Source organism: Sphingobacterium sp. xlx-130 (assembly GCF_011007405.1).
GTDB classification, from domain to species: Bacteria; Bacteroidota; Bacteroidia; order Sphingobacteriales; family Sphingobacteriaceae; genus Sphingobacterium; species Sphingobacterium luzhongxinii.
On the sequence record NZ_WFKN01000008.1, the window covers coordinates 282954 to 309206 of the forward strand.

The 26253-nt window shown below is 39.8% G+C and carries 20 protein-coding genes; 14 read left to right on the plus strand and 6 right to left on the minus strand.

The genetic code is table 11. From position 1 onward, the window contains the following. Nucleotides 1-17: 17 nt before the first annotated feature. Nucleotides 18-2633, minus strand: a complete 2616-nt coding sequence (locus G7B18_RS15095; RefSeq protein WP_164123330.1) for a PQQ-binding-like beta-propeller repeat protein — start codon at nucleotides 2631-2633, stop codon at nucleotides 18-20. Nucleotides 2634-2767: 134 nt separating this feature from the next. Here G7B18_RS15095 and G7B18_RS15100 point away from each other — a divergent pair, with 134 nt between their 5' ends. Together G7B18_RS15100 and priA are read left to right on the plus strand one after the other, a co-directional pair. Beyond that, a complete protein-coding gene (locus G7B18_RS15100) occupies nucleotides 2768-3157 on the plus strand; it encodes a DUF423 domain-containing protein (protein WP_164111341.1) in 390 nt (129 codons plus the stop codon). Nucleotides 3158-3277: 120 nt separating this feature from the next. Beyond that, nucleotides 3278-5755: a primosomal protein N' gene (gene priA / locus G7B18_RS15105; RefSeq protein WP_164123331.1), complete on the plus strand. Its 2478-nt coding sequence runs from the start codon at nucleotides 3278-3280 to the stop codon at nucleotides 5753-5755. 83 nt (nucleotides 5756-5838) lie between these two features. On the opposite strand, the gene G7B18_RS15110 is transcribed toward priA, so the two are convergent. Both G7B18_RS15110 and blaOXA read right to left on the minus strand, forming a co-directional pair. Continuing rightward, nucleotides 5839-6681, minus strand: a complete 843-nt coding sequence (locus G7B18_RS15110; RefSeq protein ID WP_164111346.1) for a DUF4886 domain-containing protein — start codon at nucleotides 6679-6681, stop codon at nucleotides 5839-5841. Nucleotides 6682-6688: 7 nt separating this feature from the next. Next, a complete protein-coding gene (gene blaOXA / locus G7B18_RS15115; RefSeq protein ID WP_164111348.1) occupies nucleotides 6689-7504 on the minus strand; it encodes a class D beta-lactamase in 816 nt (271 codons plus the stop codon). Between the two features lie 144 nt (nucleotides 7505-7648). Here blaOXA and G7B18_RS15120 point away from each other — a divergent pair, with 144 nt between their 5' ends. From G7B18_RS15120 to G7B18_RS15130, 3 genes are all read left to right on the plus strand, one after another. Beyond that, nucleotides 7649-8305, plus strand: coding sequence for a protein-L-isoaspartate(D-aspartate) O-methyltransferase (locus tag G7B18_RS15120; protein WP_164111351.1), 657 nt, complete (start codon nucleotides 7649-7651; stop codon nucleotides 8303-8305). A 102-nt stretch (nucleotides 8306-8407) separates the two neighbouring features. Further along, the gene (locus tag G7B18_RS15125) at nucleotides 8408-10210 is read left to right on the plus strand and encodes a MutS-related protein (protein WP_164111353.1); all 1803 of its coding nucleotides are present in this window, start codon (nucleotides 8408-8410) and stop codon (nucleotides 10208-10210) included. Nucleotides 10211-10243: 33 nt separating this feature from the next. Beyond that, nucleotides 10244-10651, plus strand: coding sequence for an acyl-CoA thioesterase (locus G7B18_RS15130; RefSeq protein WP_164111356.1), 408 nt, complete (start codon nucleotides 10244-10246; stop codon nucleotides 10649-10651). Between the two features lie 31 nt (nucleotides 10652-10682). Here the strand turns inward: G7B18_RS15130 and G7B18_RS15135 are convergent, their stop codons facing one another. Both G7B18_RS15135 and G7B18_RS15140 read right to left on the minus strand, forming a co-directional pair. Continuing rightward, entirely contained in the window at nucleotides 10683-11057 is a 375-nt protein-coding gene (locus G7B18_RS15135; protein WP_164111358.1) for a DUF779 domain-containing protein, read from the minus strand. A gap of 62 nt (nucleotides 11058-11119) precedes the next feature. Then, nucleotides 11120-12622: an aldehyde dehydrogenase family protein gene (locus G7B18_RS15140; RefSeq protein WP_164111360.1), complete on the minus strand. Its 1503-nt coding sequence runs from the start codon at nucleotides 12620-12622 to the stop codon at nucleotides 11120-11122. Between the two features lie 170 nt (nucleotides 12623-12792). Between G7B18_RS15140 and G7B18_RS15145 the strand changes: the two genes are divergently transcribed. Then, nucleotides 12793-13695: a helix-turn-helix domain-containing protein gene (locus G7B18_RS15145; RefSeq protein WP_240452874.1), complete on the plus strand. Its 903-nt coding sequence runs from the start codon at nucleotides 12793-12795 to the stop codon at nucleotides 13693-13695. Nucleotides 13696-13701: 6 nt separating this feature from the next. Here G7B18_RS15145 and smpB read toward each other — a convergent pair whose 3' ends face one another. Then, nucleotides 13702-14157 carry an SsrA-binding protein SmpB gene (smpB, locus tag G7B18_RS15150; protein WP_164111361.1) on the minus strand — a complete coding sequence of 152 codons (456 nt, stop codon included), beginning with the start codon at nucleotides 14155-14157 and terminating at the stop codon, nucleotides 13702-13704. A gap of 337 nt (nucleotides 14158-14494) precedes the next feature. On the opposite strand from smpB, the gene spt reads away from it, so the two are divergent. The 8 genes from spt (at nucleotide 14495) to G7B18_RS15190 (ending at nucleotide 25240) form a co-directional block, all read left to right on the plus strand. After that, nucleotides 14495-15709, plus strand: coding sequence for a serine palmitoyltransferase (gene spt / locus G7B18_RS15155; protein ID WP_164111362.1), 1215 nt, complete (start codon nucleotides 14495-14497; stop codon nucleotides 15707-15709). A 28-nt stretch (nucleotides 15710-15737) separates the two neighbouring features. Then, on the plus strand, nucleotides 15738-16859 hold the full coding sequence (locus G7B18_RS15160; RefSeq protein WP_164111364.1) for a hypothetical protein: 1122 nt from the start codon (nucleotides 15738-15740) through the stop codon (nucleotides 16857-16859). Then, nucleotides 16856-17854: an NAD-dependent epimerase/dehydratase family protein gene (locus tag G7B18_RS15165; protein WP_164111367.1), complete on the plus strand. Its 999-nt coding sequence runs from the start codon at nucleotides 16856-16858 to the stop codon at nucleotides 17852-17854. The genes G7B18_RS15160 and G7B18_RS15165 overlap by 4 nt, the downstream gene beginning before the upstream one ends. A 10-nt stretch (nucleotides 17855-17864) precedes the next feature. After that, the gene (locus G7B18_RS15170; protein WP_079645858.1) at nucleotides 17865-18572 is read left to right on the plus strand and encodes a CDP-alcohol phosphatidyltransferase family protein; all 708 of its coding nucleotides are present in this window, start codon (nucleotides 17865-17867) and stop codon (nucleotides 18570-18572) included. Further along, entirely contained in the window at nucleotides 18562-18948 is a 387-nt protein-coding gene (locus G7B18_RS15175; protein ID WP_164111369.1) for a GtrA family protein, read from the plus strand. The genes G7B18_RS15170 and G7B18_RS15175 overlap by 11 nt, the downstream gene beginning before the upstream one ends. Nucleotides 18949-19078: 130 nt before the next feature. Continuing rightward, entirely contained in the window at nucleotides 19079-19444 is a 366-nt protein-coding gene (locus tag G7B18_RS15180) for a hypothetical protein (RefSeq protein WP_164111371.1), read from the plus strand. 121 nt (nucleotides 19445-19565) lie between these two features. After that, entirely contained in the window at nucleotides 19566-20672 is a 1107-nt protein-coding gene (locus tag G7B18_RS15185; protein ID WP_164111373.1) for an efflux RND transporter periplasmic adaptor subunit, read from the plus strand. A gap of 17 nt (nucleotides 20673-20689) precedes the next feature. Next, nucleotides 20690-25240, plus strand: coding sequence for an efflux RND transporter permease subunit (locus G7B18_RS15190; protein WP_164123333.1), 4551 nt, complete (start codon nucleotides 20690-20692; stop codon nucleotides 25238-25240). Nucleotides 25241-26253 lie beyond the last annotated feature (1013 nt).

Sequence of the window (26253 nt, forward strand, 5' to 3'; positions counted from 1 at the left end):
TTCGGGTGGCAAGAAAATTATTTTTGATGTCTAAAAGCATACAACTTGTGATCCCGACGCATACATAACAGATAGGTATCGCCATTGTAATTTATCCGCCCATAATGAAATAACGGTTGTCCCTCAACAGGAAATCCATCCTGTAAAGCACCATCTTCTTTGAATAGATAAAGTAAATTTGTCGCTTTTGAGGCTATACCTATTTGTAAGTTACTGCTATTGGGAGTTTGGAAATATTGTGGACGATCATTGATTTCCTTGGTAAAGTTATATTCAAATAGTACGCGGGTAGTATCGGCAATTTCGTACACGCGGAGCAGCGAATTGTTGATAGAAACCAATAATGCTACATGGGGTGATGAGTTTATATGCACAAAGTCGCCAAAATTTACGCCTCCTGCATTGCCCAAAGCGAATGATGTAGACGCACCTTCGAAGGGAATACGGTACAGGTATCCCGCAGTATCTGTTGCAAGAAATTCACCGGGCTGTACATTTCCTTTTAAGACACCGATAGGGTTCTTAAGCTGTATATTGGGTTTTATAGTTAAGTCACGTACTTTTTGTCCGTTTTGACCTAATCCATATATTTTGCCAGAACTAGTACCTATAGCAAGTTGATTGCCGGTAACGAGGATCGGGCCTAGGAGGTTTCCTTCGGCTTCGAAAGTTTGCCAGTTACTTACCGGTGTTCCATCCAAGTTAAACGCATAGACTTTTTTTCGTGTCGGGATTGCAATTACTTTTTGGCCTTGAAGTGTAACCACAGTAGGCTGCGAGATGGGTTCGTCTGGTATGCCGATTGAAAATCCTTTTAAGGTCTGCCCGTTGGTGTCAAAACGATAAAGTCTATTGCGGTCCGTGACCAGTAATAGGCTGCGGTCTTCCAGTTGCTGAATATCCCCAACGACTCTACCGGCAAATACCGTAGACCATAGTTGTTGACCCTTCGGACTGATGGCGTGCATGGTGTGATCAAGCTCTTGGATGAGTATAAACTGACTCGTATCAGACTGTTCAAAGACGTACGGCTTTGTTATTGCTTTGTTTTCGAAAGCATAAGTCCATTCAGGGGTTGAACCTAAGGCTGTTTTACTTTTAAATATAGCGTAGAGCTGCGAGATGAATTTTCCAGAGTTGCCAGACAGCTGGACCGACCAGGAATAGAAATCCTGAAAGCCAAAGTTTTCCTTGTCCTTAAAATTATTCTGGAAAGGTGGATTAAGCGAATTTAAGATCTTGGTATTGGCATTTTTTGTGTGGACAAAGAGCGTGACGTTCGCTTCATTGCCCTGTAGCTTTTCAAAATTTTTAAAGCCTAATGTTCCTGTTAAAAAATCACGCTGTTCAAAAGCGTTGCGATAGTCTTTCAATGTCCTGCTGCTATTTGCTAGGATAAGGACATCATTTACTTTTGTTAAATATGGACGCGGAAATTCTTGGAACAGATCGCCATATTGACGATATAGTAGCCCCGAAGATTTGAATCGATAAATTGAGTCTTCCAGATTTTCTAAAAACTTGCCTTCCAATGTAGACCAGGTATTTTTATCCTTGAGCGTAATAAACCCTAGTAAATTACTCCCTGTTGTTTCTGCCAAGGCAATATCATTGCCCAATAGGGTGGTAAGTTGCTCCTGTACACCTGTTGTATCTATTTCTTTAGCAATTTTTTCCTTCCTTCTTTTAAAAAGATCTTTTAGGTCTCGCTGGAACCTAGAACGATCGCTGATGCTGAACTCCATATATACAGCGGTATTGGAGGGGAAATAAGTATAGAGGTGCTGTGAAGTTTTTTCTTGATTTTTAAACAGGGAAACATAATTTTCCGAATATTGATCCAGTTCACTTTCTCCGGTAAGCATGAGTGCGTCTTGCTTGAAATTTATATTCCACACCGACTGGCCTTGCATGTTTTTGAAGAAGTCCAAAAAGGTGCCAGTGTTTTTGCGTTGGTACAAATTCACGATGCTGTCGTATTGTTGGTGTGGGAAGTAAACGCTCAAGGCCGTATTTCTAGAATCTCCCTTTAAGAAGAAATCGATTTGGTCATCGGGTAGGTGTTTGCTGTGCTTGTCCAGGATTTTGGTCAAGAGGTGCATAGATTTTGATGCAAAGAAAACATTGTTGTAATAAATTGAATAAAGAGAAGAGTCCTTACTGCCGTATTGCAACTGGTATATTTTGTGATCTAAGGTATCTGTCGTGCTAATTTTGTACTGTTTGTTCAATTCATTGAGTATTGCCGGAAATTCTGTTTGCGTGATTGCCGTAGAGGTCGGTATAGTCAATATTGTTTCGATCTGTTTGTCCTGCGGATGGAATGATATATAGACTTCGGAATCGTCAACAAATTTTTTAAGAGCTTCGCTGCGGAGTAGCTTGGTCTTGAATTGGCTCATCACCTCGAACTCTTGATGGCCGAGCATGGCCTCAAAAACTTCAAAATCTTTAAAGATATTATCGGACACTTCATTGTTGCTAATAGCAGTGATAAGAAGCGTGTTGTCTGGAAGATAGCGTAACGGTTTTGCGGCGCGATTATGTTCGCCATCGAGGTTGCGGAAATAATATAAAGTGGCAGCTACGACAGCTACAAACAGAACAACCGAAAGGATAATCGTATTTCGCATAATGCAAACCTACTTATTTCACTTCTATTTCGTTAATAACGTAACAAAAACTTTTCATGATCTTTTGTTTCTAGGGGATATTTTATACATTTATAAACAATAATTCAACATAAGTGGTTTCTGAATAAAAATACATGAATAAGCAAATAATTTTGACTGCTTCTTTTTTTGGTTTGATAGCCGTGGTTTTAGGAGCATTCGGCGCACATGGTCTTGAAGGAAAAATTAGTGATTATCACTTAGATACATGGAAGACCGCAAATCAATATCATTTCTATCATGTCTTTGCATTATTATTCCTCTCCACTTTTTCGAGGGCTAAGAGCCAGTCTATACGTGTCTCCTATATCGCGTTTACGATAGGTATCCTTTTGTTCTCAGGATCACTATATTTACTGAGTGTTCGCTCTTTATTGGGTATCGAGGGAGCCTCTTTATTAGGTCCAGTTACCCCATTGGGTGGACTTTGCTTTATGGTCGGTTGGGTGGGGCTATTTGTGGCCGCTGTAAAAAACAGAGCTTAACTGTAATTTATATATCCGCTATCACGTTGTTTTCTAGGATAGAGGCGAGATCGATAAATTGTTATGCTATGAGACGCAATTATCATTGCTTATAAAAGGCAATTTATCTAAGTTTGTTAGATGCATAATCCTGATTTATTTGCCGAACGTAAAACACTTTTTATCGAAGTGGTATTGCCGCTATCGATTGCCAAGACCTATACCTATAGAGTCCCTTTCGAATGGAATGAAAAGATAAGGGTGGGGGTGCGTGTCATCGTTCAGTTTGGTAAGAATAAAGTGTATTCTGCAATTGTAAAAACAGTATCCACAGAAGCGCCTCAAAAGTACGAAGCCAAGTACATTATGGATGTGGTTGATGATACTGCAATCGTGGATAAGGGGCAGTTGTCCTTGTGGGAATGGATGTCCGATTACTATATGTGTCAGCTCGGTGAGGTGCTGCAGGCGGCTTTGCCTGCAGCGCTTAAAATGGCCTCCGAAACAAAAATTATAGCTTCTGAAAATCCCGAACTGGATCGTACAACCCTTTCTGATAAAGCTTACCTGGTTCTTGAGGCTCTAGATGTCGCAGGTGAACTGCGGGTGGCAGATGTAACCAAGATATTGGGACAAAAATCTGTCTTTCCGCTATTGAGATCTCTTTTTGAGAAGGGATTTATTCAAATTTCAGAGGAGATTAAAGAACGATATAAACCGAAGACAAAGTCTTTCTTACACCTGGCTTCCATCTATAATGATAATGAAGGAAAGCGATTGTTGTTGGATAGCCTCAATAGGGCACCAAAGCAACAAGATGCTGTGCTCGGGTACCTACAATTGACAAAGACCAAAGAAGATATCAGTCGGCAAGATGTCATAGAGGTGTCCGCCTGTGGTGCGGGGGCAATAACGGCGTTGATTGATAAGGGGGTGTTTGAGGCTCATGAAAAAGTGATTAGTCGGTTTGAAGGAACCGATTTCTTGATGACCAAGGAGTTTGCTTTTAGCAAACTGCAGCAGGGAGCTTTTGATGAAATTAATACGAACTTTCAGGAAAAAGATGTGGTGCTGCTACATGGCGTCACCGCCTCTGGTAAGACACAGATTTATATTCGGCTAATTGAGCAGGTGCTCGCTACGGGTAGGAATGCATTATACCTCTTGCCTGAAATTGCGCTTACCGCGCAGATTACTGAGCGTCTTCGTCTTCACTTTGGTAATCAATTGGGTGTTTATCACTCCAAATTTAACGATAATGAACGGGCCGAAGTATGGCATAAGGTCTTGAAAAACGAATTTAGAGTTATCATTGGAGCTCGGTCTTCTGTTTTTCTTCCTTTTCAAGAGCTTGGCCTTATAATCGTCGATGAGGAACATGAAAATTCCTACAAGCAGTTTGATCCGGCGCCTCGCTATCACGCACGTGACACGGCTATATATCTAGCACACTTGCACCAAGCAAAGGTACTATTGGGATCGGCAACCCCATCTGTGGAAAGTTACTATAATGCAAAGGCCGGTAAATATGGGTTGGTGCAGTTATTAAAGCGTTTCGGTGAGGCACAATTGCCAGAAATAGAAATTGTCGATATTCCGGAAGAAAGTCGGAAGAATAAGATGCATTCTTATTTTAGTGAAACGTTACTAAATGGGATTAAGGAGGCTGTGGCACGTAAAGAACAGGTTATTCTTTTCCAAAATCGCCGTGGACATACCCCTTTCGTGCAATGTAATACCTGTGGATATGTGGCCAAATGTGTTAATTGTGATGTGAGTCTTACCTATCATAAGACATCCCACCTGCTCCACTGTCACTATTGTGGACATTCTGAAGCCCCTATAAATGTCTGTCCGGCCTGTGGGATGCCGCATATGGAAAGCAAAGGATTTGGGACGGAAAGGGTAGAGGAAGAGCTGGAAATCTTAATGCCGGATTTACGTATCGGGCGCTTAGATTTGGATTCGACGCGAGGGAAGCATGGTTTTGATAAGATTATCACCGCATTTGACGAACATGAATATGATGTGTTGATCGGTACGCAGATGGTCGCAAAAGGATTGGATTTTGGTCGGGTGAGCCTTATTGGTATTATCAATGCAGATACGATTATTAACTTTCCGGATTTTAGAGCATATGAACGATCTTTTTCGTTGTTTTCGCAGGTAGCAGGCCGAGCAGGACGGAGAGATGCAATAGGTAAAGTGGTGATTCAGACCTATACGCCAAATCATCGTGTCATCGAACAAGTGGTGCAACATGATTATGAGGGGATGTTTATGAAGGAGGTGACCGAGCGTAAGAATTTTTATTATCCCCCTTTTTATAGACTTATCCGATTGGATGTAAAACATCCGGACCAACAGCAAACGCTTGACTCAGCACAGAAGTTAGCGAGCTTGTTGCGATTCTCACTCGGAAATAGAGTGTTAGGGCCGGAGCCTCCCCTGGTAGCTAGAGTCCGTAATAACTATATACAGACGATCACTTTAAAAATCGAACGAGGTAATGTCAGTATCGCGAAGGTGAAGGAGTTGGTACGCACAGCAATCCTTTCTTTTGAATTGGACAAGCTGAATGCAGGCGTACGTATACAGATTGATGTAGATCCGTATTAGCGAATTCTTAAGAGGTCAAAGGCTTCTTAATAACGTCACCTCGCCCTTGTGGAGAGCTCTATGAACTGTATAGGATTAAATAATTACAATTTTATTTTAGACACTTTAAATGGTTTTCTCACTGCTTTGTGGGCGGCCTCTTTTGCAATTTTACTTTGATCAGCGGTTACTTTTTCCGGTTTATAACTCGTGTCACGCACGTCTTTTCCAAACAACATTTCATACCAAGTACAAGCAGCAGTAAACCTTCCATAATCTAACTGTAGATGGTAGCCATCGCGTGTATATTTGTCGCCTATAGTTGATGTGCGTGCATTTTGTATAGCAGTGCCTGAAGGTACAATAAAGGTAAATGTTTTCGATTTCTTGATACGTTTAGTCGCACTAGTTATAGCTTCGTACATGGCCTGTTGGCTTCTGTTGTAGTTGGCAAAGCCCTTGTGGTCCGAATCGTGTTGATAGGCCCAGGTTTGGTGGTAGATCAACTTCGTTTTTTCTGCTTTCAATCCGTTCACGTAAGAAACCAAGGCAGGTAGACTGTTCATAATGATGTCGTATTTGCCCGAGGTAGGACTAGCTTGCTGTAGACTGATGTAATCCCAGTCCTCGTCTTTTATAGCCTGCGATATACTTGTGTTTTTGGTGGAAGATTTGGTTCCATCGAGATTGGTCTTTCTATAACTGTAACTGGCTTTGTCGGCAGTCGCATTATTGACATGTAATTCTAAAGAAGCTCCACCTATATAGAGATTACCAATTACCATTTTTTTGTTGCTGGATTTTGCGAGGTCATAAAGGTAGTTTTCTATTGCATCTTCAGAAAAACTATTGCCAATGGCCAATATTTTCAGCGTATCTAAATGCTGTCCAAATGAAATTTGAGTAAATAACAGTAAAGAGACTAGGGTTAGGGTGATTTTATGCATAATATTATTATAGTAGTTTCATAAGTTTAAATGTATCATAAATAGCCTGCTTTCGCCCCTCAGTAAACTTTTCCATATTGTTCGGGTCTTTGGGGATTGCATTTAGTGCAAAGTAATATATTTTGTTGTCTTTTTCGAGGAATCCCACAAACCAGCCGTTATTGTCTTTCTCGTTGTAAGACCAGCCCGTTTTGCCCGATAGTTTGTAGATATTATTTTCTTCAATGGTAAAGATCTTTAGCATCGACTCTCTCGTGGAGTTGAGAATGGGGAGTTTTTTTAAGATAAATCGTTCTAGAAAATTGATCTGGTCAAAACTGGATATGCGGGAGTTACCTTTGAGCCAGAAAGAATCGATATTTTCTGCTGTAACGTCCATATTGTTATAATGGAGTTTATTGAGGTATGTCTTCATTTGCGTGGTGCCGATCTTTCTTGCTATTTCTTGAAAACAAGGAACGCAGGATGCCTGAAAAGCTTCACGTAAAGTCAGATCTCTTTCCCAACTGTCAAAATCTCGCTGTTTGCCATCCCACCTAAGTATTGAAGTATCGCTTTTTATTATGGAAGTCTCTAAAGCAATGATAGCATTTGGAATCTTAAAAGTAGAAGCTGGTAGAAACCCTCGGTTGGCCCATTCAAAATCGTTCGAATAGTAATCTTTTTGTTGAGGATTGTAGATGAGTATACTCCCGGTCAGATCATAACTGTTTAAGATAGAGTCAAAGGAGGCTTTATAGTCATTGTTATAATTGGCGTCACCCGATTGAGAGTTGCATGAGATACCTAAGATTAAGAGCGAAAGAAGAAAGAGTCTGTACATTCTTTTGTGTTTTTGAAAGCAGGAAGATACGCAACTTAAATAAAATAATCCTACGGTAGCCTGTTTTTTTACAAAGATGCTGACCTCAAACATTTTGTATTTATTCCTTAAAATATCCGTTAATTAGGGTATTTTTGAAGAATAATGGCATATAAGTTCGTAGATAATTACAGGGAAAAGGGGGCGAGAAATAAACTCGTAAAGCATCTTGAAAGTAGAGGGATTCAAGATAAAAAGGTGCTGGAGGCCATTGGAAAGGTGCCTAGACATTTTTTCTTTGACGAGACTTTCTGGAACCAAGCCTACAAAGATATCGCTTTTCCGATAGGGGATGGGCAGACAATCTCCCAACCTTATACTGTGGCTTATCAATCCGAGCTACTCCACGTCAAAAAGGGGGATAAAATATTAGAAATAGGCACAGGGTCGGGGTATCAGACTTGTATCCTGTTGGAGCTTGGCGCAGTTGTGTTTACGATAGAACGTCAGGAAAGTTTGTACAACAGAACGATTCAGGTTCTTCCTTATATGGGATATAAGCCTAGTTTTTTCCTCGGTGACGGTTCCAAAGGCATCCCGCAACATGCGCCGTATGATAAAATCATTGTTACGGCAGGAGCTCCATTTGTGCCGGAAGTGATGTTGCAGCAACTTAAGTTAGGCGGCCTTTTGGTGATACCGGTTGGAGACGAGAAAACTCAGAAAATGGTAACCATACTTCGGGTCGGTGAAAACGACTTCGAACGCATTGAATTAGATACTTTTAGATTTGTTCCTCTGGTGGGGGACAAAGCCTGGTAAAAGCAATTAAATATGAAATATCCATATAGCACATGCTGCACAAACAAGAATGAAAATACTTTGGATATTCCATATGACCATTGAAAATCAAATTGTATACATATGAAAGATCTTTATCATGAAAATATAAAACGAGCTGAGGTAGAGCTCTCTTCTTTAGAGAAGAAGATAAATACGAATAGCTTATTGCGATTAGCAATCATCCTGATTGGAGGTGGAGTTCTTTTTAAAATATTTCAACTGAACAACATTTGGTTTCTACTGATTGCGGTTCTCGTTATCATATTGTCTTTTGCTTACCTTGTACTCCGACAAAGTCGATTGGAAAAATCTAAGGCAGAAGCTGCAGCTTTCTTACGTGTCAATCAGAATGAAGTGAGCCTGAATGAAAGCGGGGTTAATATGTATAATGATGGCGAGATATACGACAATGGGAAACACCCCTATGTTTCAGATTTAGATGTATTTGGTCCCAAGTCTCTTTTCGCAAAAATCAACCGAGCTGCAACGGCAGATGGTGTTGAACGTCTGGCTTCTTGGTTTATCGCTGCAGGTAGTAAGCAACAGATCTTGGATCGTCAGAAAGCGAGTTCAGAATTGCATAATAAGGGAGAGTGGATACAGGAATTGCAAACAAAGCTGCTTTTCAATTTAGGCCAAAAGACGAATATCCGTACTTTTTTGTCGAGGTATTTACAAGATGGAGCGCTTAATTTTGGATCAGCTGTACTTCGGTTTTATGTACCGATAGCACCGTACTTATTATTGATTGGCGTACTTGTATCATTATTTATTATTCCTATTTGGAATATTCTACTGTTAGTTGGGATCGCTCACCTAGGCTGGACGCTCGCTTTAGCGGGTAAAGTGAGCTACTTCTCTTCGCGAATAGATAAGATCGGTGCTACCTTGATAGCTTATTCCGATGCGGTTCGGATGATTGAGGAAGAAGAGTTTGCATCTGAAATGAATAAGTCCTTGCAAGCCAGTCTGCAAACAGATAATCACGAAAACCTATCTGTAGCTTTTAGACGTCTAGGAGCTTTGGTTGACAAGCTCGATGCACGAAATAATATTTTGATCGGCTCCATTTTGAATATCATATTTCTATGGGATTTTAGGCAGGTCTTGGCTATTGTTAAATGGAAAAAGAGTTACGAGGATAATATTCTGAATACGTTTGATATCGTAGCTGATTTCGAGGCACTGGTCAGTTTAGCTGTTTTAAAGCGTAATCATCCAGAATGGACCACGCCGATCTTACTAGATGATATTCACAAAGATGCTTTGGTAGCAGTCAAAATAAATCATCCATTGATTCCTGTAGATAAAGCTGTAGCAAATGATTACACTTCGCAAGATCATCGGATCGCCCTGGTAACAGGATCTAATATGGCTGGTAAGAGTACATTTCTGCGAACGGTAGGAATTAATGCTGTACTGGCCTATACCGGAGCGGTGGTATGTGCAGATAGATTGGAGCTACCTATTTATAGAATAGTGTCCTATATGCGTATTAAGGATGATCTCAACGAGAGTACTTCCACATTTAAAGCCGAGCTGGATCGCATGAAATTTATTCTAGAGCTGGTCGCAGAACGCGACGATACCTTTGTGCTGATCGATGAAATGTTGAGAGGTACAAACTCTGTTGATAAGTACTTAGGGTCTAGAGCTATCATTAAGAAATTGATCGCTATGGACGGTAAAGGAATGGTCGCCACACATGATCTGCAATTGGCATCGCTACAGGATGAATATACCGGGGTACTCAAGAACTACCATTTTGACATTCAAGTAGAACATGGAGAGATGTTATTTGATTATAAATTGAAAGAAGGAAAGTGTACGATATTCAATGCTTCTTTGTTATTAAAGGGAATAGGAGTTGAAGTCGGTAGTTGATAAAATGCTACCTTTGTAAAAATTTATTCGAAAATGACACTTGAAGAAAAGATAAATGCGTCCGAAACCCGCGTGTGTACAACGGTTTTTCCTTTTTTGACCAATCATCACGATACCTTATTCGGTGGTAAAGCAATGGCTATAATGGACGAAGTATCTTTTATGGCAGCAACGCGGTTTTGTCGCAAACGGTTGGTTACAGTATCAACAGATCGTATAGATTTTAAAAAATCCATACCTTCAGGCAGCATTATCGAAGCTATAGCACGCGTAGATAGTATTGGACGAACCAGTCTAAAGATAAAAGTGGAGATCTACCTGGAGCATATGTATGAAGAGGGCCGGGAACTGGCAATCCAAGGACTATTCACTTTTGTCGCTTTGGGCGAAAATAAAAAGCCAATTCCGGTACTCGAAGGTTTGGATATTGCCGAAGGATAGTTGCTTTTGGCAATACATCCCAATACAAGGATCAACTATTACGTATTATAGGTGATAAATCTTTAAGCTCTTGTTCTGTAAAGAGCCTATAATGTACTTTGAAGGTTTTTCCCAGAGGGCTTTCTAATGAAAATCCGCCTGGGCCAAAACCTTCAAGTACATCCAACGTGAAGTGAGCATGTTGCCAATATTCAAATAAATTGCGATCTACCCAGAATTCGTAATCTTTAATATGACCGATTAATACATCGTTCATACGAGGGTAAAAGCTTCCCTTTTCAAAACACTGGGGTTGTGTTCCCTCGCAGCAACCGCCAGCTTGATAAAACATGAGTGGGCCATGTTTTTGTTCAAGCCTCTCTACCAATTGCAGCGCCTTTTTAGTAATAGCTAATCGTGAAATCATGATGTAATAGTTTTAGGTATATATCGTCCCTCGCGATACAACGAGGGACAATATATAGTATATTAAAAGAACCCCAATTTTTCCTTATTGTAGGATATCAGCATGTTTTTTGTTTGCCTGTAGTGGGCAAGCATCATTTTATGGTTTTCACGGCCTATTCCTGATTGCTTATAACCTCCGAAAGGTGCTCCTGCAGGATATGAATGGTATTGGTTGACCCATACACGTCCAGCCTGAATAGCACGAGGTACCTGATATAACTGATGGGCATCTCGTGTCCATACGCCTGCACCTAAACCATAGATCGTGTCATTGGCTAGTGCAATAGCTTCTTCTTCGTCTTTAAATGTAGTGACGGCAAGAACAGGACCGAAGATTTCTTCCTGAAATATGCGCATTTTATTGTGGCCTTTAAATAGGGTCGGCTTGATGTAATAGCCTTCTTCAAAGCCTGGGCCTACGTTATTCTGATCCCCACCAGTCAACACCTCGGCCCCTTCCTCTTTGCCTAACTGGATGTAAGACATGATTTTGTCTTTTTGGATTTTCGAAGCCTGTGCTCCCATCATCGTAGTAGGGTCTAGAGGGTCTCCAACTTTGATTTGATTGACCCGGTCAATTACTTTAGCGATAAAGCGGTCGTAGATATCCTCTTGGATAAGAAGGCGGGACGGGCAAGTACAGATCTCTCCTTGATTGAGCGCGAATAGTACGGCGCCCTCAATGGCTTTGTCTAAGAAAGCATCTTCTTCATCCATGACAGAGCTAAAGAATATATTGGGCGATTTTCCCCCTAGCTCCAGTGTCACTGGGATAATATTTTCCGTAGCGTATTGCATAACCATACGTCCTGTTGCGGTAGAACCTGTAAACGCAGCTTTGGATACTTTAGGATTTGTAACGAGTGCTCTCCCTAATTCGGAGCCAAATCCATTGACTATATTAATAACCCCTGCAGGTATTAAATCTCCAATCAACTCCATTAACACCATTATCGAGGTGGGAGTGCTTTCTGCTGGCTTCAATACAACGGTATTTCCAGCTGCAAGAGCAGGGGCTAATTTCCATACCGCCATCAGGATAGGGAAGTTCCACGGGATAATCTGAGCGACGACACCGATAGGTTCGTGTACGATAAGAGAAACTGTGTTTGCATCGAGTTCTGTTAGTGACCCTTCTTCTGCACGGATTACACCGGCAAAATATCTGAAATGGTCAATCGCTAACGGAATATCTGCATTCAGGGTTTCGCGAACGGCTTTTCCGTTGTCAATAGTTTCAACAGCCGCTATATACTCTAGGTTTGCTTCTATGCGATCCGCTATTTTATTGAGGATAATACTACGTTCTGTAGCAGAAGTTTTGCCCCATGATTCGAAAGCATGAACCGCAGCATCTACAGCGAGCTCTATGTCTTCTTTGGTGGAATGTGCCACTTGAGTAAACACTTTACCATCTACCGGAGATACATTGTCAAAATATTTTCCTTGTGTCGGGGCTACGAATTTACCACCGATGTAATTGTCATAACGTTCTTTAAACGCTGGTCTCTTAATAGTATTCATATTATTAACCTTTTAGTGTTACAAATCTGTTTTATCAAATTTAGCCAACCATTTTTCTATAATGTAGTACTATTGGGTCATACTGTAGCATTATCCAGTCAGCGGTGTAGGTAACGTTTTTTTTTTTTTTTTACTATATTTGGTTGATTACCAGTTGTAAATTTTTTGATATGGCAAATAATACGATGGTGCAACTTCTGCCGTTTTCCAAAGAGAGCGAAATATCTACACTTGTTGAAAATAGACGGGCATTTACAATTGATAGTTTAGAACTCCATGTCTACGAGACCTATAAGCCGTCGGAACGGGTTCCACTGCGTTTTGATGATGTTGTCATGATCAATATGATACAAGGGAAGAAGGTAATGCATATTAATGATATGCATTCTTTTGACTATTTACCAGGACAGATGATTGTGTTGCCGGCCTCTGTGGGAATGAATATCGATTTTCCAGAAGCTACATATGGAACACCTACGCAGTGTACGGCCTTGACGATAAGTAGAGATCGGATCCAGAATGTCATGGATTATCTCAATGAGTTTTATCCAAAGGTCAGCATCGCAGGGAGCTGGCAATTGGACAATGAGCAATATCATCTTTATAATACGCCAGAACTAGCGCAGCTATTGAACAAGTTATTCCACATCATGACCAGTGTGGACCCATTAAAAAATGCACTCGCTGACTTAACATTTAAGGAGCTGGTTATAAAATTACTGCAGACGCAGTCTTTGCTGGCCGTAGAGTTGGGTAAGGCTACGACTACAGAGCTTGGTTATCTAAAAGAATTTATCCGGAAACATGTCTCGGAAAAGCTGTCGCTCGATACGCTCGAAAAAGTTTCTAATATGAGTAAATCCAGTCTCACCAGAATGTTTAAACAAGAACTAGGAGTCAGTCCAATGGAGTATATTATCCGACAGCGTATAAACAAAGCTAAAGAGTTGTTGCTAATAACAAAAAGTGTGAAGGAAGCCTGTTTTGGAGCAGGCTTTAATGATGTAAATTACTTTGTCAGACTTTTTAAGAATAGGGAAGGGCTCACGCCAGGAGCGTTTATCCTAAGCTAATCAGCTCTAATATTTCATTACCCGGTCGAGTTCACGTTTGCTTTCCCGCTCTTTTATGGTTTCACGCTTGTCGAAATCTTTCTTTCCTTGTGCTAAGGCAATCTCCACCTTGGCAAAGCCTCTTTCACTTATAAAAATACGCAAAGGAACGATGGTGAATCCTTTTTCTTCTCCTTTATCTTTAAGCTTTTTTAGTTCTTTTTTGCTGAGTAGAAGTTTTCTGTCACGTTTTGACTCATGATTGTAAAAAGACCCAAACGAGTATTCTGCAATATGCATGTTACGGATATAAAGACCGTCGTCGAAAAAAGCACAGAAACTATCGTTGATATTTGCTTTGCCTTCCCGGATGGATTTTATTTCCGTTCCTAGGAGCTGAATTCCGGCTATATACCTGTCAATGAGGTGATATTCAAATGATGCCTTTTTGTTTTTTATGTTGATTTGAGAGGATAATGCCATAACTATACTTAACTAAAGTACAAATGTAGTAAATTTGAAGGTTGATAGGGCCAATAATGCCAAAACCTATTGTTTGTTTATTAACAATAATTTAACTTTATGATATTTATCTGCTTTTTGGTAGTGGTTTATACTGCAAAGTTTTGTAAGTTTGCACGTTTTGCAACTAGATTAGAAATAAAGTATATTAGGAGAAAAACATACTAGGGCAATGTTAGATTAACGTCATTTGTTGATAAAAATTGTTTGCCTTAATGTAGAATTCTTACTTTTGACGATTATTTAGGTTTGGTCAAAAAGTTAAATAGTAATCGCGTTAAATAGAAATACCTATAGCATGAGCAAGGGAAAGTTAAGTGAAAGAACATCAAGTTTTCTAAAAAAGGAATTAGAGCCAATAAAAGCGAACGATTTGTATGCTTACTTTAGGCCTATTCAATCAAAGCAAGACACGGAAGTCATTATCGATGGAAAACGTGTATTGATGTTTGGATCAAACTCTTATTTAGGATTAACTACTGATTCTCGTATTATCGAAGCTTCGCAAGATGCTTTAGAAAAATACGGAACAGGTTGTGCTGGATCCAGATTTTTAAACGGCACGTTGGATATTCACGTGGAACTGGAAGAGAAGCTAGCTGAATATGTCGGTAAAGAGGCTTCTATCTTGTTTAGTACTGGCTTTCAATCTAATTTAGGCCCCTTATCGTGTCTTACGGGACGCAACGACTATATTCTTCTTGATGAAAGAGATCATGCTTCTATTATAGATGGAAGTAGACTTTCTTTTTCTAAGGTGATCAAATATGCCCATAATGATATGGACGACCTCCGTGCAAAAATTTCAAGACTACCGGAAGATAGTTTTAAATTAATTGCAACCGATGGTATTTTCAGTATGGAGGGTGATATTGTAAAACTGCCTGAACTCGTAAAAGTAGCCGAAGAGTTTGATGCGGCTATATTATGTGATGATGCGCATAGTCTAGGTGTGATCGGAGAAAAAGGTGCCGGTACAGGTAGTCATTTTGGACTGACTGATCAAGTGGATTTAATCATGGGTACATTCAGTAAGTCATTAGCATCTTTAGGAGGCTTTGTGGCTGCAGATAAAGAGACCATTGAATATCTGAAGCATAGAGCAAGATCGTTAATGTTCAGTGCAAGTATGACTCCTGCTTCAGTAGCTTCCACGCTAAAGGCTTTAGAGATTATACAGACTGAACCAGAGCATATTGAAAAGCTATGGGCTAATACACATTATGCAAAGAGATTGTTGATTGAAAACGGATTTGATTTGGGAGATACGGAAAGTCCAATCTTACCTATTTTTGTCCGCAACAACGATAAGACTTATATTGTAACCAAGATGTTACAGGATAATGGTGTGTTTGTAAACCCTGTCGTAGCACCGGCAGTACCTGCAGAAGAATCGTTGATTCGTTTTTCATTAATGGCAACACACACCTTTGATCAGATTGACGAAGCTATCGACAAGATGGCAAAAGTGTTCAAAGCTTTGGAAGTAGAACGATATAAAAAAGTTATATAGATAAGATCTCATCCATTTTAAGACGGCCATGATAACAATCATACCTGTTGAAACAAAAAAACAACGTGCGGAATTTATAGATTTTCCGCATGATTTGTATTTAGGGGAACCGAATTACGTGCCAGAGTTGTTTATCGCGCAAAGTGATCTGTTGAATCCTAAGAAGCACCCTTTTTACAAACACTCTACAGCACAGCTCTTTTTAGCCTATAGGAATGATAAAATTGTAGGTAGGATAGCGGCGATCTGGAATAATCACCACAATTCTTTTAATAATGTTGCTGAAGGGCAGTTTGGATATTTTGATTGTATTAATGATCAACAGGTAGCCAATAAATTGTTTGACGCTGCTTTCGCATGGGTTAAAGAAAGAGGAGGAAACAATCTTGTTGGCCCGATAAATTTGTCAACAAACGAAACTTGTGGCCTATTGGTTGAGGGCTTTGATATGCCGCCAATGGCAATGATGCCCTATAATTATTCCTATTACTTAGATCTAATCAGTAATTATGGTTTTGAGAAGAAAGTTGATCTTCTGGCTTACGATGTGAAGACTGAAACCGCAAGTACCCGTGCGGTACAATTGATGGATAGATTGGAGGAGCGCTTGGGGAGATCTGGTATTAAATTAAGAACAATCAATCTTAAAGATTTTAAAAACGAAGCAGCTAAAATCAAATCGGTCTATAATAAAGCTTGGGATAAGAATCTAGGCTTTGTGCCAATGACGGATGAAGAGTTTGACTATGTCGCAAAAGATCTAAAAATGATTGTAGATCCTCGTTTTTGTATTATAGCTGAAAAAGAAGGAGAAATAATCGGCTTTGCTGTAGGGATACCTAATGTCAACGAAATCCAAATAAATATAAAGCGAGGTCGACTATTGCCAACAGGTATTTTTAAGTTATTGTTTGGTAAAAAGAAGATAAAGTCGCTAAGGGTTTTGATGCTTGGAGTTCTAGAGGGCTACCGAAAATTAGGAATTGAAGCCTGTTTGTATGGAAGAATTATCAAAAACGCTAAGCCAGCAGGGGTACGCGGAGCAGAATGTTCTTGGATGTTAGAAACAAATTATTTAATGAATCACGCTATTGAACAAATCAATGGTGAACTATACAAACGCTATCGTTTATACGAGAAGGCGATATGAGGAAAAAAATATTCATAACAGGTGCAAGTGGATTTGTGGGGTCACATCTTGTTGAAGAGGCGAGACGTCAGGGATTTGAAATCCATGCAGCTGTAAGAAAAACCAGTAAGATCGACGACATAAAGCAATTTGTTGACGTGTTTGTATTCCCCGACATGAATAATGTTGACGAACTCGAATCATTATTCCAAAAAGAGAAGTATAACTATATTATACATGCAGCAGCCATGACCAAGGCAAAACGTGAAAGCGATATGCTTAAGGTTAATGTTGGTTATACAGAAAATATTTTAAAAGCTGCCAATACTGCAAGCGATACTTTAGAGCGTATTGTATATGTCAGTAGTCTCGCAGCGATAGGACCTATCGAGTTCAACAGTGCTACTCTAATAGCCGAGAACTCCCCTTATAATCCCGTGACGGTGTACGGTCGTAGTAAAAAAGCCTCTGAAGAAATGATTAAAGCCAAATTTGCTGCTAGTCCAATTTCTGTGTTAAGGCCGACTGCCGTGTATGGACCACGTGAGCGAGATCTGTTTATCTTATTTGATACCTTAAACAAAGGACTTGATCCTTATATTGGTGCAAAGCCGCAGAAGCTAAGTTTCGTGTATGTAAAGGATCTTGTAGAAAGTATTTTCAAGGCTTGTACTAAGCCGCAAGAAGGTCTTCAGTTTTATAATATTACGGATGGTCATGTATATTCTAGATATGCTATGGCCGATGTATTTAAAAATACATTCAATCGAAAGTCTTTTCGTCTACATATTCCTTACTCGATCGTGGCATTTATCGCTAAGGTCTCTCAGTCACTATATACAGGGTCTGAAAAAACACCTGTGTTGTATCCAGAAAGGTTGGGTGAACTGACTGCAGAGAATTGGGGTTGCGACATAAGCAAGGCACAAAAAGAATTGGCTTTTGAACCTAAATATGATCTTTCCTCTGGATTGAGGGAAACGTTGTTGTGGTATAAATCTAATAATTGGCTGTAATAAGATAGATATGAGCAAACAGGAAATAAACAAAAAATTGTTTCAGGATAGAAAGCGTACAAATATACTGAGCGATCCAGAGCAGAGATTAATTAGCTATTTGGTACCACGTATACCAGAGCGTATTACCTCAGACGGATTGACAGCGATTGGTTTTTTTGGATCTTTAATGATTCTAGTGAGCTTTTTGTTAGCAGAATATGTCAATAGGGATCTGTTACTATTGGCTATACCAGGTTTCTTTATCCAATGGTTTGGCGACTCTCTAGATGGTAGAATTGCTTACTATCGTAATAAATCGCGTAAATGGTATGGCTTTGCATTGGATATTGTGATGGATTGGGTTAGTACGGTATTTATCGGACTCGGATATATTCTATATACTGTAGGCGATTTTAAATATCTAGGATTTGCGCTGGTAGCTCTTTACGGATGGGCCATGATTATATCTCAATTACGGTATCGAATTACAGATAAATATACTATCGATGCTGGATTATTAGGACCAACTGAAATAAGAGTTGTTGTTTGTCTCGTATTACTTGTTGAAGTTGTTTTTAAGGGGACTATCGACTATAGCGTTTTGGGAATTTGTGTCATATTGTTTTTTATCAATATTGGTGATACAATAAAGCTTCTAGCTGTGGGAGATGCTAAGGATAAAGAAGAGAAGTTGGCTAAGCAACAAGCCGAACAGGCTCCAGAAGATGGCATTTAGAGTTAAAGAGTTTTTTAAAGCACAGCTCTCCGCTTTTGTAGGAGGGCTTTTTGATTTTGGAATTTATTCATTCTGCTATAAGGTCTTATTAATTTCTGCTCCTTTTTCGAACGTCGTCAGCGGAAGTTTAGGAGCTATTATCAATTTTACGATTAATAGATATTGGTCGTTCAACAGTACTGCAGTTCCTTTAGCAAACCAACTGTGGAAATTTATTGTTGTGGTCGCCGGTAGTATCTTTCTAAAATCTACGGGTATTCATTTTCTTGTAGATGTTTGGCACTGCCATTTTCTATTGTCAAAAGGTGTTGTGGAGATAATTGTTTCCTTAGGTTTTAATTTTACGTTACAGAAGTTCTGGGTGTTTAAAAAGTAGTAAGTCAATATCTGCAAAGAGACATATTTGTCAAAGAAAAGTCTGAACTGTCTATATGCACCGCTTGGATAACAGCTTTTTTACATAGGACTACGCCATTCTGTAGTTTGCTTCTTTATATTTGCGGCATATGTTGCGAATACTACACTTTCTAGCACTTTTCGGCTATCTCAATGTACTCTGTTATGAGGTGAAGTATTGTAATGTTTTGGATTTTACTCCAGTCGCTTCTAGCGAGACATTGTTGGAAGTTGTATTGGAAGAAATCTTAGAGATGACACATCCCGAGCAACACGATAATCTTCCAAATATCTTTTTTGATGACTACCGTATTCTTATGCTGACATTGGGGGTACTACCTGTTATTTTATTTTTTTGCTGGTTGGATAGAAAGTTATTTCTCTTCTCCAAAGAGATTGATCATCCTACCTACGTTTCTAAAACGTTATGTTTGCCAGGATACTATACGTTTCTGTATAGATTCCGGCCATTCTAATTTTTACAATCCCATTTTATTTATTTAAACGTAATACATGTCAGGTCTAGTTTTAGGCTGGGCATACGCTTGTTACGTCTTTTATTTGATTTTTTACTAAATAATCTATTCATAATTAGCTATGAAGAAAAGAAAGTTGATGTATCCAGTATTTGGATGCCTTTTATTTGCCGCGTCATGTACAGCTAGCAGTAATGAAAACAAATCGGAAGAACAAGCTAGAATTGTTCCCGTTACCGGGCTCCTGCAAATGGATACCACTATTTATAAAGAGTATATCGCCGATATACAATCACAAAGAAACGTAGAGCTTAGGTCAAGACTAGCAGGTTTTTTAAATCGGATCTATGTGGATGAAGGGGCCTTTGTCCGTAAGGGGCAAGTATTGTTTGGACTTAACGATGAAGAATATAAAGCTGATTTTGCGCAAGCAGAAGCTGGCTTGAACACCTCGAAAGCTGAAGTAAAAAAAGTTGAATTAGAGCTGGAAAGAACAGCAAAATTGGTGCAGAAGGGTATCATCAGTAAAACAGAACAGGATTTACTCAAAGTACAACTTAGAGCGGCGATCTCCAAAGTCCAAGAAGCCGAAGCAATCCTGAATCAAGCACGAACCAAGTTAAGCCATACGCAGATTCGCGCACCTTTTGATGGGCGTATTGATCGGATTTTACTTAAAGAAGGATCTTTATTAAGTGAAGGGGCCTTGATAACCTCAATCTCTGATTTAGAAAAAGTAAATGTTTACTATAATATTTCCGAGTCAGAATATCTTGCTATTGCCTCAGATTCATCATTTAACAGAAATAAGTTTAAGCAAGAAGTACGCTTAATATTAGCCAATGGTGATCTATACCCTTATACTGGTATTGCTGAAATCGTAGAAAGTGAGTTTGAAGCCAGTACGGGGTCTATTTCCTTGCGAGCGAAGTTCGATAATCCAACAGGTCTATTAAAGCATGGGGCCTCAGGACGTATAGGTGTGCCGACACAAACAGGCAAGCTCACCTTTGTGCATCAAAAATCGGTTTTCGAAATTCAAGACAAAGCCTATGTCTACGCAGTCAAAGATAATAAGGTTAAGATGATTCCATTTAGGAATGGGCAACGCGTTGGACACTATTATATTGTAGAAGATGGGCTACCAGCAGATGTGCAAGTTGTTTTCGAAGGAGTTCAGTCTTTGCGGGATGGTATGAGCATACAACCAAAACCAATTAACAACTAGAAACGGAGGCGATTTAGATGTTTGAAACGTATATCAGAAAACCAGTGCTATCACTGGTGATCTCAATTTTTATTACGCTGTTAGGACTTTTGGCATTATTTACATTGCCGATTACCCAGTTCCCGGATATTGTTCCGCCTTCTGTCGTGGTGACTGCCAATTATACAGGGGCTAATGCAGAGGTAAGTACAAATGCGGTAGCTATTCCGTTGGAGCGTGCCATCAATGGAGTAGCAGGGATGACCTATATGAATACGGTGTCTACCAATAATGGAACAACTTTGATTCAAGTCTTTTTTAAAGTTGGCGTGGATCCAGATATTGCGGCAGTCAATGTGCAAAATAGAGTAACTACTGTTTTGGATGAATTGCCTGAGGAGGTAATCAAGGCCGGTGTTACTACAGAAAAGGAGGTAAACAGTATGTTGATGTACCTGAACCTCTATACGGATGATGCTACGGCTGATGAGCGATTTATTTACAATTTTACCGATATTAATGTACTCAAAGAGCTGAAGCGTATCGAAGGGGTAGGCTTTGCTCAGATTATGGGAATGAAGGATTATGCCATGCGAATCTGGGTCAAACCAGATCGGCTATCGGCGTATGCAATTTCTACAGAGGAGCTCGTTACGGCATTAAGGAGACAAAATATAGAAGCAGCCCCAGGTCAGACTGGAATTAGTTCGGATAAAGCGGTGAATATGCAGCAGTATGTACTCCGTTATCCAGGTAAGTTTACCGAGGTAAGTGAGTATGAAAACGTACCTATTCGAGCGAATGCTGATGGTTCAATTATTCGAATTAAGGATATTGCAGATGTCGAGTTTGGATCTTTGGACTATGAGATGGTATCCAAGACTGATGGAAGACCTTCTGCTTCTATTATGTTGAAGCAGCTCCCAGGGTCGAATGCCCAAGATGTAATCCAAAGTGTGAAGGATAGGATGGCCGAACTTAAGGAGTCGACCTTCCCTCCCGGCATGACCTATACGATGGGGTACGATGTGTCAAGATTCTTGAATGCATCTATATCGAGTGTGTTGATCACCTTGTTGGAAGCGTTTATTTTGGTGTTCCTAGTTGTGTTTATCTTTCTTCAAGATTTTAGAGCTACCGTAATTCCTATTTTGGCCGTCCCCGTTAGTTTGATTGGCGCGTTGTTCTTTATGCAGATGATGGGATTCTCTATTAATCTATTGACCTTATTTGCATTGGTACTAGCTATTGGAATTGTGGTTGACAATGGGATTGTCGTCGTCGAAGCAGTATATGCGAAGATGGAAGATGAACATCTTCCGCCATTGGAAGCAACAATTGCAGCGATGAAAGAAGTAGGAAGTGCAGTAATTGCGATTACTTTGGTGATGTCTGCGGTATTTATTCCTGTCGCATTCCTGTCTGGACCAGTAGGGATTTTCTACCGACAGTTCTCACTCACTTTGGCGGCCTCTATCGTTATCTCAGGGATTAATGCGCTTACCCTTACACCAGCCTTGTGTGCTTTAATTCTGAAATCACCACACGATAAGAAAGAAAGTAATGGTTTTTTGTCCCGTTTTTTCAAAGGATTTAATGCCGTATACGATAAAATAGGGGGCGGATATAAAAATCTATTGTCACGTATTGCTGGACGTAGAGTAGTTACTTTGGGTGCTCTCGCAGTGATGTTTGTTCTTACCTGGGGATCGGCCGCTATTCTACCTACAGGCTTTATTCCAACCGAAGATCAGGGAATGATTTATGTAGCAGTGACTACTCCTCCGGGTGCAACAGTAGACCGTACCGAAAAAGTTCTTGATGAAGTGGACCGTATAGCGAGAGAACTAGATATTGTAGAGACTGTATCGACCTTAGCTGGATACAGCATCGTGACCGAGGTTTCGGGCTCATCCTATGGGATGGGTATGATTAATCTGAAAGCATGGGATCAACGTGATGAAACCGTGGATGATGTCATGAAGGTTCTTCGAGAGAAAACCAGTCATATAGCAGATGCTACTATTGAGTTTTTTCCACCTCCCACTGTACCCGGTTTTGGTAACTCTTCGGGCTTCGAGTTACGGTTATTAGATAAAAGTGGCAATGAAGATTTATCAAAAACCAGTCTTGTCCTGAATGATTTTATTAAAGAATTGAATAACGATGATGTAATCGAAAGTACCAGTACAACATTTGATGTTAACTTTCCACAGTATATGCTTGAAATCGATTATGACCTAGCTGCCAAGAAGGGGATATCCGTTGAGAATTCCATGAATACCCTTCAGACTCTTTTGGGGAGTCAGTATGCGACAAACTTTATCCGTTACGGACAGATGTATAAAGTAATGGTTCAGTCGGATGCTTTTTCACGTCAAAAGCCAGAAGATGTATTAGCATTGTATGTTAAAACGGCCGATGGAGATATGGTACCTTATTCCTCTTTTATGACCATGAAGCGGGTTTATGGACCGGAACAAATTACACGCTATAATATGTTCAGTTCTGCTATGATTACAGGTCAAGCGGCGGCAGGGTTTAGCTCAGGGCAAGCTATTGAAGCCGTAGAACGTATTGCTGAAAGTCTACCGCAAGGATATGAAATCGAATGGTCAGGTATGACACGAGAGCAAAAGATATCCGGCAATCAAGCAGGCTACATCTTTTTATTGTGTTTAGTATTCGTTTATTTGCTTTTAGCAGCGCAGTATGAGAGCTTTTTGCTGCCCCTACCTGTCATTCTTTGTCTGCCAGCTGGAATCTTTGGAGCTTTTATATTCTTGAAGGTTTTTGGACTCGAGAACAATATCTATGCACAGGTAGCTCTGGTCATGCTTATCGGACTATTAGGTAAAAATGCGATTCTAATCGTAGAATATGCTAATTTAAAGTACAAGCAGGGTATGGACATCTTTACTGCGTCTGTAGAGGGGGCGGTAGCACGGTTAAGACCTATTTTAATGACTTCGTTTGCATTTGCTGCAGGGCTCATTCCGTTAATGCTGGCTAGCGGTGCCGGTGCTGTAGGGAATAAAACCATCGGAACGGCCTCGGTAGGAGGGATGGTGATTGGTACTATTTTAGGTGTTATCGTAATTCCTGGATTAGTTGTATTATTTTCAAAGAAAAGCAAATCTCAAAAGATAGGGCAGGTTGTTGCTACCTTAGCAGCTTTCTTTCTAATATCGTCTTGTACAGTCCCTAAGAAGGTTGTCAAATCAGATATAAGTACTGAATTGAAATCGGATGCGAGTAGTGTATTGTTGGATACAGTTTCTCTTGGAAACATCCCTTGGCAGAATGTGTTTTCGGATTCATATTTAAAAAGTCTTATTGATACGGTCTTAATAAATAATAAGGATCTTAAACAAGCTATTCATAGGATAGAGGTAGCACAAGCTAATTTTAGGCAACGTAAGGCCGCATCGTTGCCTACATTGGACGCGGCGGTAGAAGCGGGTTTAAAAAAGTACGGTCATTATACAGAATCGGGTATAGGTAACTACGATTCTAATTTCTCGGAAAACCTAAAGACTAACGAGAAGCTTCCCGAACCATTTATCCCCGATTATTTTGTAGGAGTACGCTCGTCTTGGGAGATTGATATATGGGGGAAATTAAGGAATGGAAGAGAAGCTGCATTTTTAGGTCTTTTAGCTGAAAGTGAGACAAAACGATTGTTGGAAACAGAATTGATCAGTAGTGTTGCATCAGCGTATTTTGAGTTGGTAGGACTTGATCAAAAGGTCAAGGTTTATGAGCAAAATATACTTTTGCATGAGCGCGCATTGAGTATCATTGAAGCACAAAAGGAGGCAGGGCGTGCTGATGAATTAGGTGTACAACAGTTTAAGTCAATTCTGGCGGAATCCAAAGGACGTAGAGCTTTGGCATTACAGGAAATCGTAGGATATGAACATCAGATAAACCAACTTTTAGGACGTGTTTATCAACCTATAAACCGAAGTAGCGAAAATGTGTCAAATCATAAAATATTTGATGAATTGCGGGTCGGTAACTTAGATTTGTTGTTTAACAATCGTGTAGATATCAGGAGAGCTGCATTAGAATTACAACGTAATTTTAGTGAATTAGAGGTGGCTCGTCTATCTTTTCTTCCTTCTGTAGCTATCAGCCCCTATTTTGGACTGCAGACCTTTAGTATTGATCAACTGTTTAATTTGGAGAAATCTGTTGCTTACGGTGTATTAGGTAGTGTGACGGTACCCATTTTCAGGCAACGGGAGTTAAAGTCTCAATATGAGGTAATGAAAGCAAACTACGGAATAGCTTTTTTAGCGTATGAAAAAATGATATTAAACGCTGTCAACGAGATCTCATTGGCATTACATACGCAGCGTGCTATTGTTGACCGCGAAGTGTTAGTGCACGATCAAGTTGAGGCCTTGGAATCAGCAATTGTTGCGGCAGAAGAACTATTTATTGCCGGACGAGTAAATTACTTGGATATTGTAACGGCACAAAAAGATGTCATTGGCGCACAGGAAGCGCAGGTTGATGTTTTGAAGGAAAAATTGTTAAATCAAATTGTCTTATATAAGGCGTTAGGAGGAGGCTGGAAGTAGTGGTATAAGTTTTTGAAAAGGAAAAGACTCCCCATTTTGGTGGAGTCTTTTTTATGAACAACAGGATTCGTTGTTGCTCGGTATGGGTGACTTAGCTCAAGATCAGGAGTGTCAGGTTGTTTTGGATATGCTACTTATTTAGAGGTAATACAGGATGTAGTTGCACGTAAAGGAACGAATTGGATTTGTTTGGATGAAACGGAGATAGTTAATACATGTGTTTCTTTTATATAAGTTCTTAGGGGGTATTTATACCCGAGTTTTATAGTTAATAGATCCGATGCATATTCTAGTTTTATAGAGATTTTCTAGGGTTATAATAGAAGGTTTGTAGAGGTAAATCCCTATTTTCTCTCTAGGATCCCTCTGTTAAAATTAGGAGTGTTGTATAGAAAGCCTTGAATTACCCGGCCTTCTTTGTTATAATAGGGGCTAAGGGATAAGGGGAGGGTGCCTGTTTTTCGGAGCGCTTCCTTATATAGATATATAAGATACTACGGGTGCTGGTTCTTATTCCGGCCTTTGCGTGGGAAAGGAGCCGTGTTTCGATGATTTTATCCTTCAAATTTACAGCAAGTTAAGTCCGGTATAAATAAATAAGTCATGAAATATTAGGAATTGATAGGATTATTATCCTATCTTTGCACCACTCCGCAAGGGAGGAACGGTCGGATCTTAGGACGGGACCATGAAAAAAGAAGGGTTTAATGTTATTTAAACGCGGGAATTAAAGAAGGGACGCCGAAATAAATTTTCACATTTATTTTGGAACTCTGAAAAAGATTCCTACCTTTGCAGTCCCAACGGAAACGAAGGGCAACAGAAAAAGTAAAAAAGTCGAGCCTTCGGGTGTAGAGATAAAGCAGAAGCGCGAAGCGGATGCGATAAAGTTCTTTAAAAAATGATCATGTAACGTAACGAGTAGTGTTGAGAAACGACGAAAGTTAAAAAAATCAGCCATTTGGTCCTAGAATCAGAAATTATAATAAAGACAATTCTATTTTCATAAATAG

Bases quoted from the DNA above. Each gene is read 5' to 3' on its own strand.
- G7B18_RS15160 (WP_164111364.1), top strand. From the start codon at position 15,738: ATGATAACAATCATACCTGTTGAAACAAAAAAACAACGTGCGGAATTT.
- G7B18_RS15145 (WP_240452874.1), top strand. From the start codon at position 12,793: ATGGCAAATAATACGATGGTGCAACTTCTGCCGTTTTCCAAAGAGAGC.
- G7B18_RS15095 (WP_164123330.1), bottom strand. From the start codon at position 2,633: ATGCGAAATACGATTATCCTTTCGGTTGTTCTGTTTGTAGCTGTCGTA.
- smpB (WP_164111361.1), bottom strand. From the start codon at position 14,157: ATGGCATTATCCTCTCAAATCAACATAAAAAACAAAAAGGCATCATTT.
- G7B18_RS15130 (WP_164111356.1), top strand. From the start codon at position 10,244: ATGACACTTGAAGAAAAGATAAATGCGTCCGAAACCCGCGTGTGTACA.
- G7B18_RS15190 (WP_164123333.1), top strand. From the start codon at position 20,690: ATGTTTGAAACGTATATCAGAAAACCAGTGCTATCACTGGTGATCTCA.
- G7B18_RS15170 (WP_079645858.1), top strand. From the start codon at position 17,865: ATGAGCAAACAGGAAATAAACAAAAAATTGTTTCAGGATAGAAAGCGT.
- G7B18_RS15175 (WP_164111369.1), top strand. From the start codon at position 18,562: ATGGCATTTAGAGTTAAAGAGTTTTTTAAAGCACAGCTCTCCGCTTTT.
- G7B18_RS15125 (WP_164111353.1), top strand. From the start codon at position 8,408: ATGAAAGATCTTTATCATGAAAATATAAAACGAGCTGAGGTAGAGCTC.
- G7B18_RS15185 (WP_164111373.1), top strand. From the start codon at position 19,566: ATGAAGAAAAGAAAGTTGATGTATCCAGTATTTGGATGCCTTTTATTT.
- G7B18_RS15110 (WP_164111346.1), bottom strand. From the start codon at position 6,681: ATGCATAAAATCACCCTAACCCTAGTCTCTTTACTGTTATTTACTCAA.
- G7B18_RS15180 (WP_164111371.1), top strand. From the start codon at position 19,079: ATGTTGCGAATACTACACTTTCTAGCACTTTTCGGCTATCTCAATGTA.
- spt (WP_164111362.1), top strand. From the start codon at position 14,495: ATGAGCAAGGGAAAGTTAAGTGAAAGAACATCAAGTTTTCTAAAAAAG.
- G7B18_RS15120 (WP_164111351.1), top strand. From the start codon at position 7,649: ATGGCATATAAGTTCGTAGATAATTACAGGGAAAAGGGGGCGAGAAAT.
- G7B18_RS15165 (WP_164111367.1), top strand. From the start codon at position 16,856: ATGAGGAAAAAAATATTCATAACAGGTGCAAGTGGATTTGTGGGGTCA.
- G7B18_RS15135 (WP_164111358.1), bottom strand. From the start codon at position 11,057: ATGATTTCACGATTAGCTATTACTAAAAAGGCGCTGCAATTGGTAGAG.
- blaOXA (WP_164111348.1), bottom strand. From the start codon at position 7,504: ATGTACAGACTCTTTCTTCTTTCGCTCTTAATCTTAGGTATCTCATGC.
- G7B18_RS15140 (WP_164111360.1), bottom strand. From the start codon at position 12,622: ATGAATACTATTAAGAGACCAGCGTTTAAAGAACGTTATGACAATTAC.
- priA (WP_164123331.1), top strand. From the start codon at position 3,278: ATGCATAATCCTGATTTATTTGCCGAACGTAAAACACTTTTTATCGAA.
- G7B18_RS15100 (WP_164111341.1), top strand. From the start codon at position 2,768: ATGAATAAGCAAATAATTTTGACTGCTTCTTTTTTTGGTTTGATAGCC.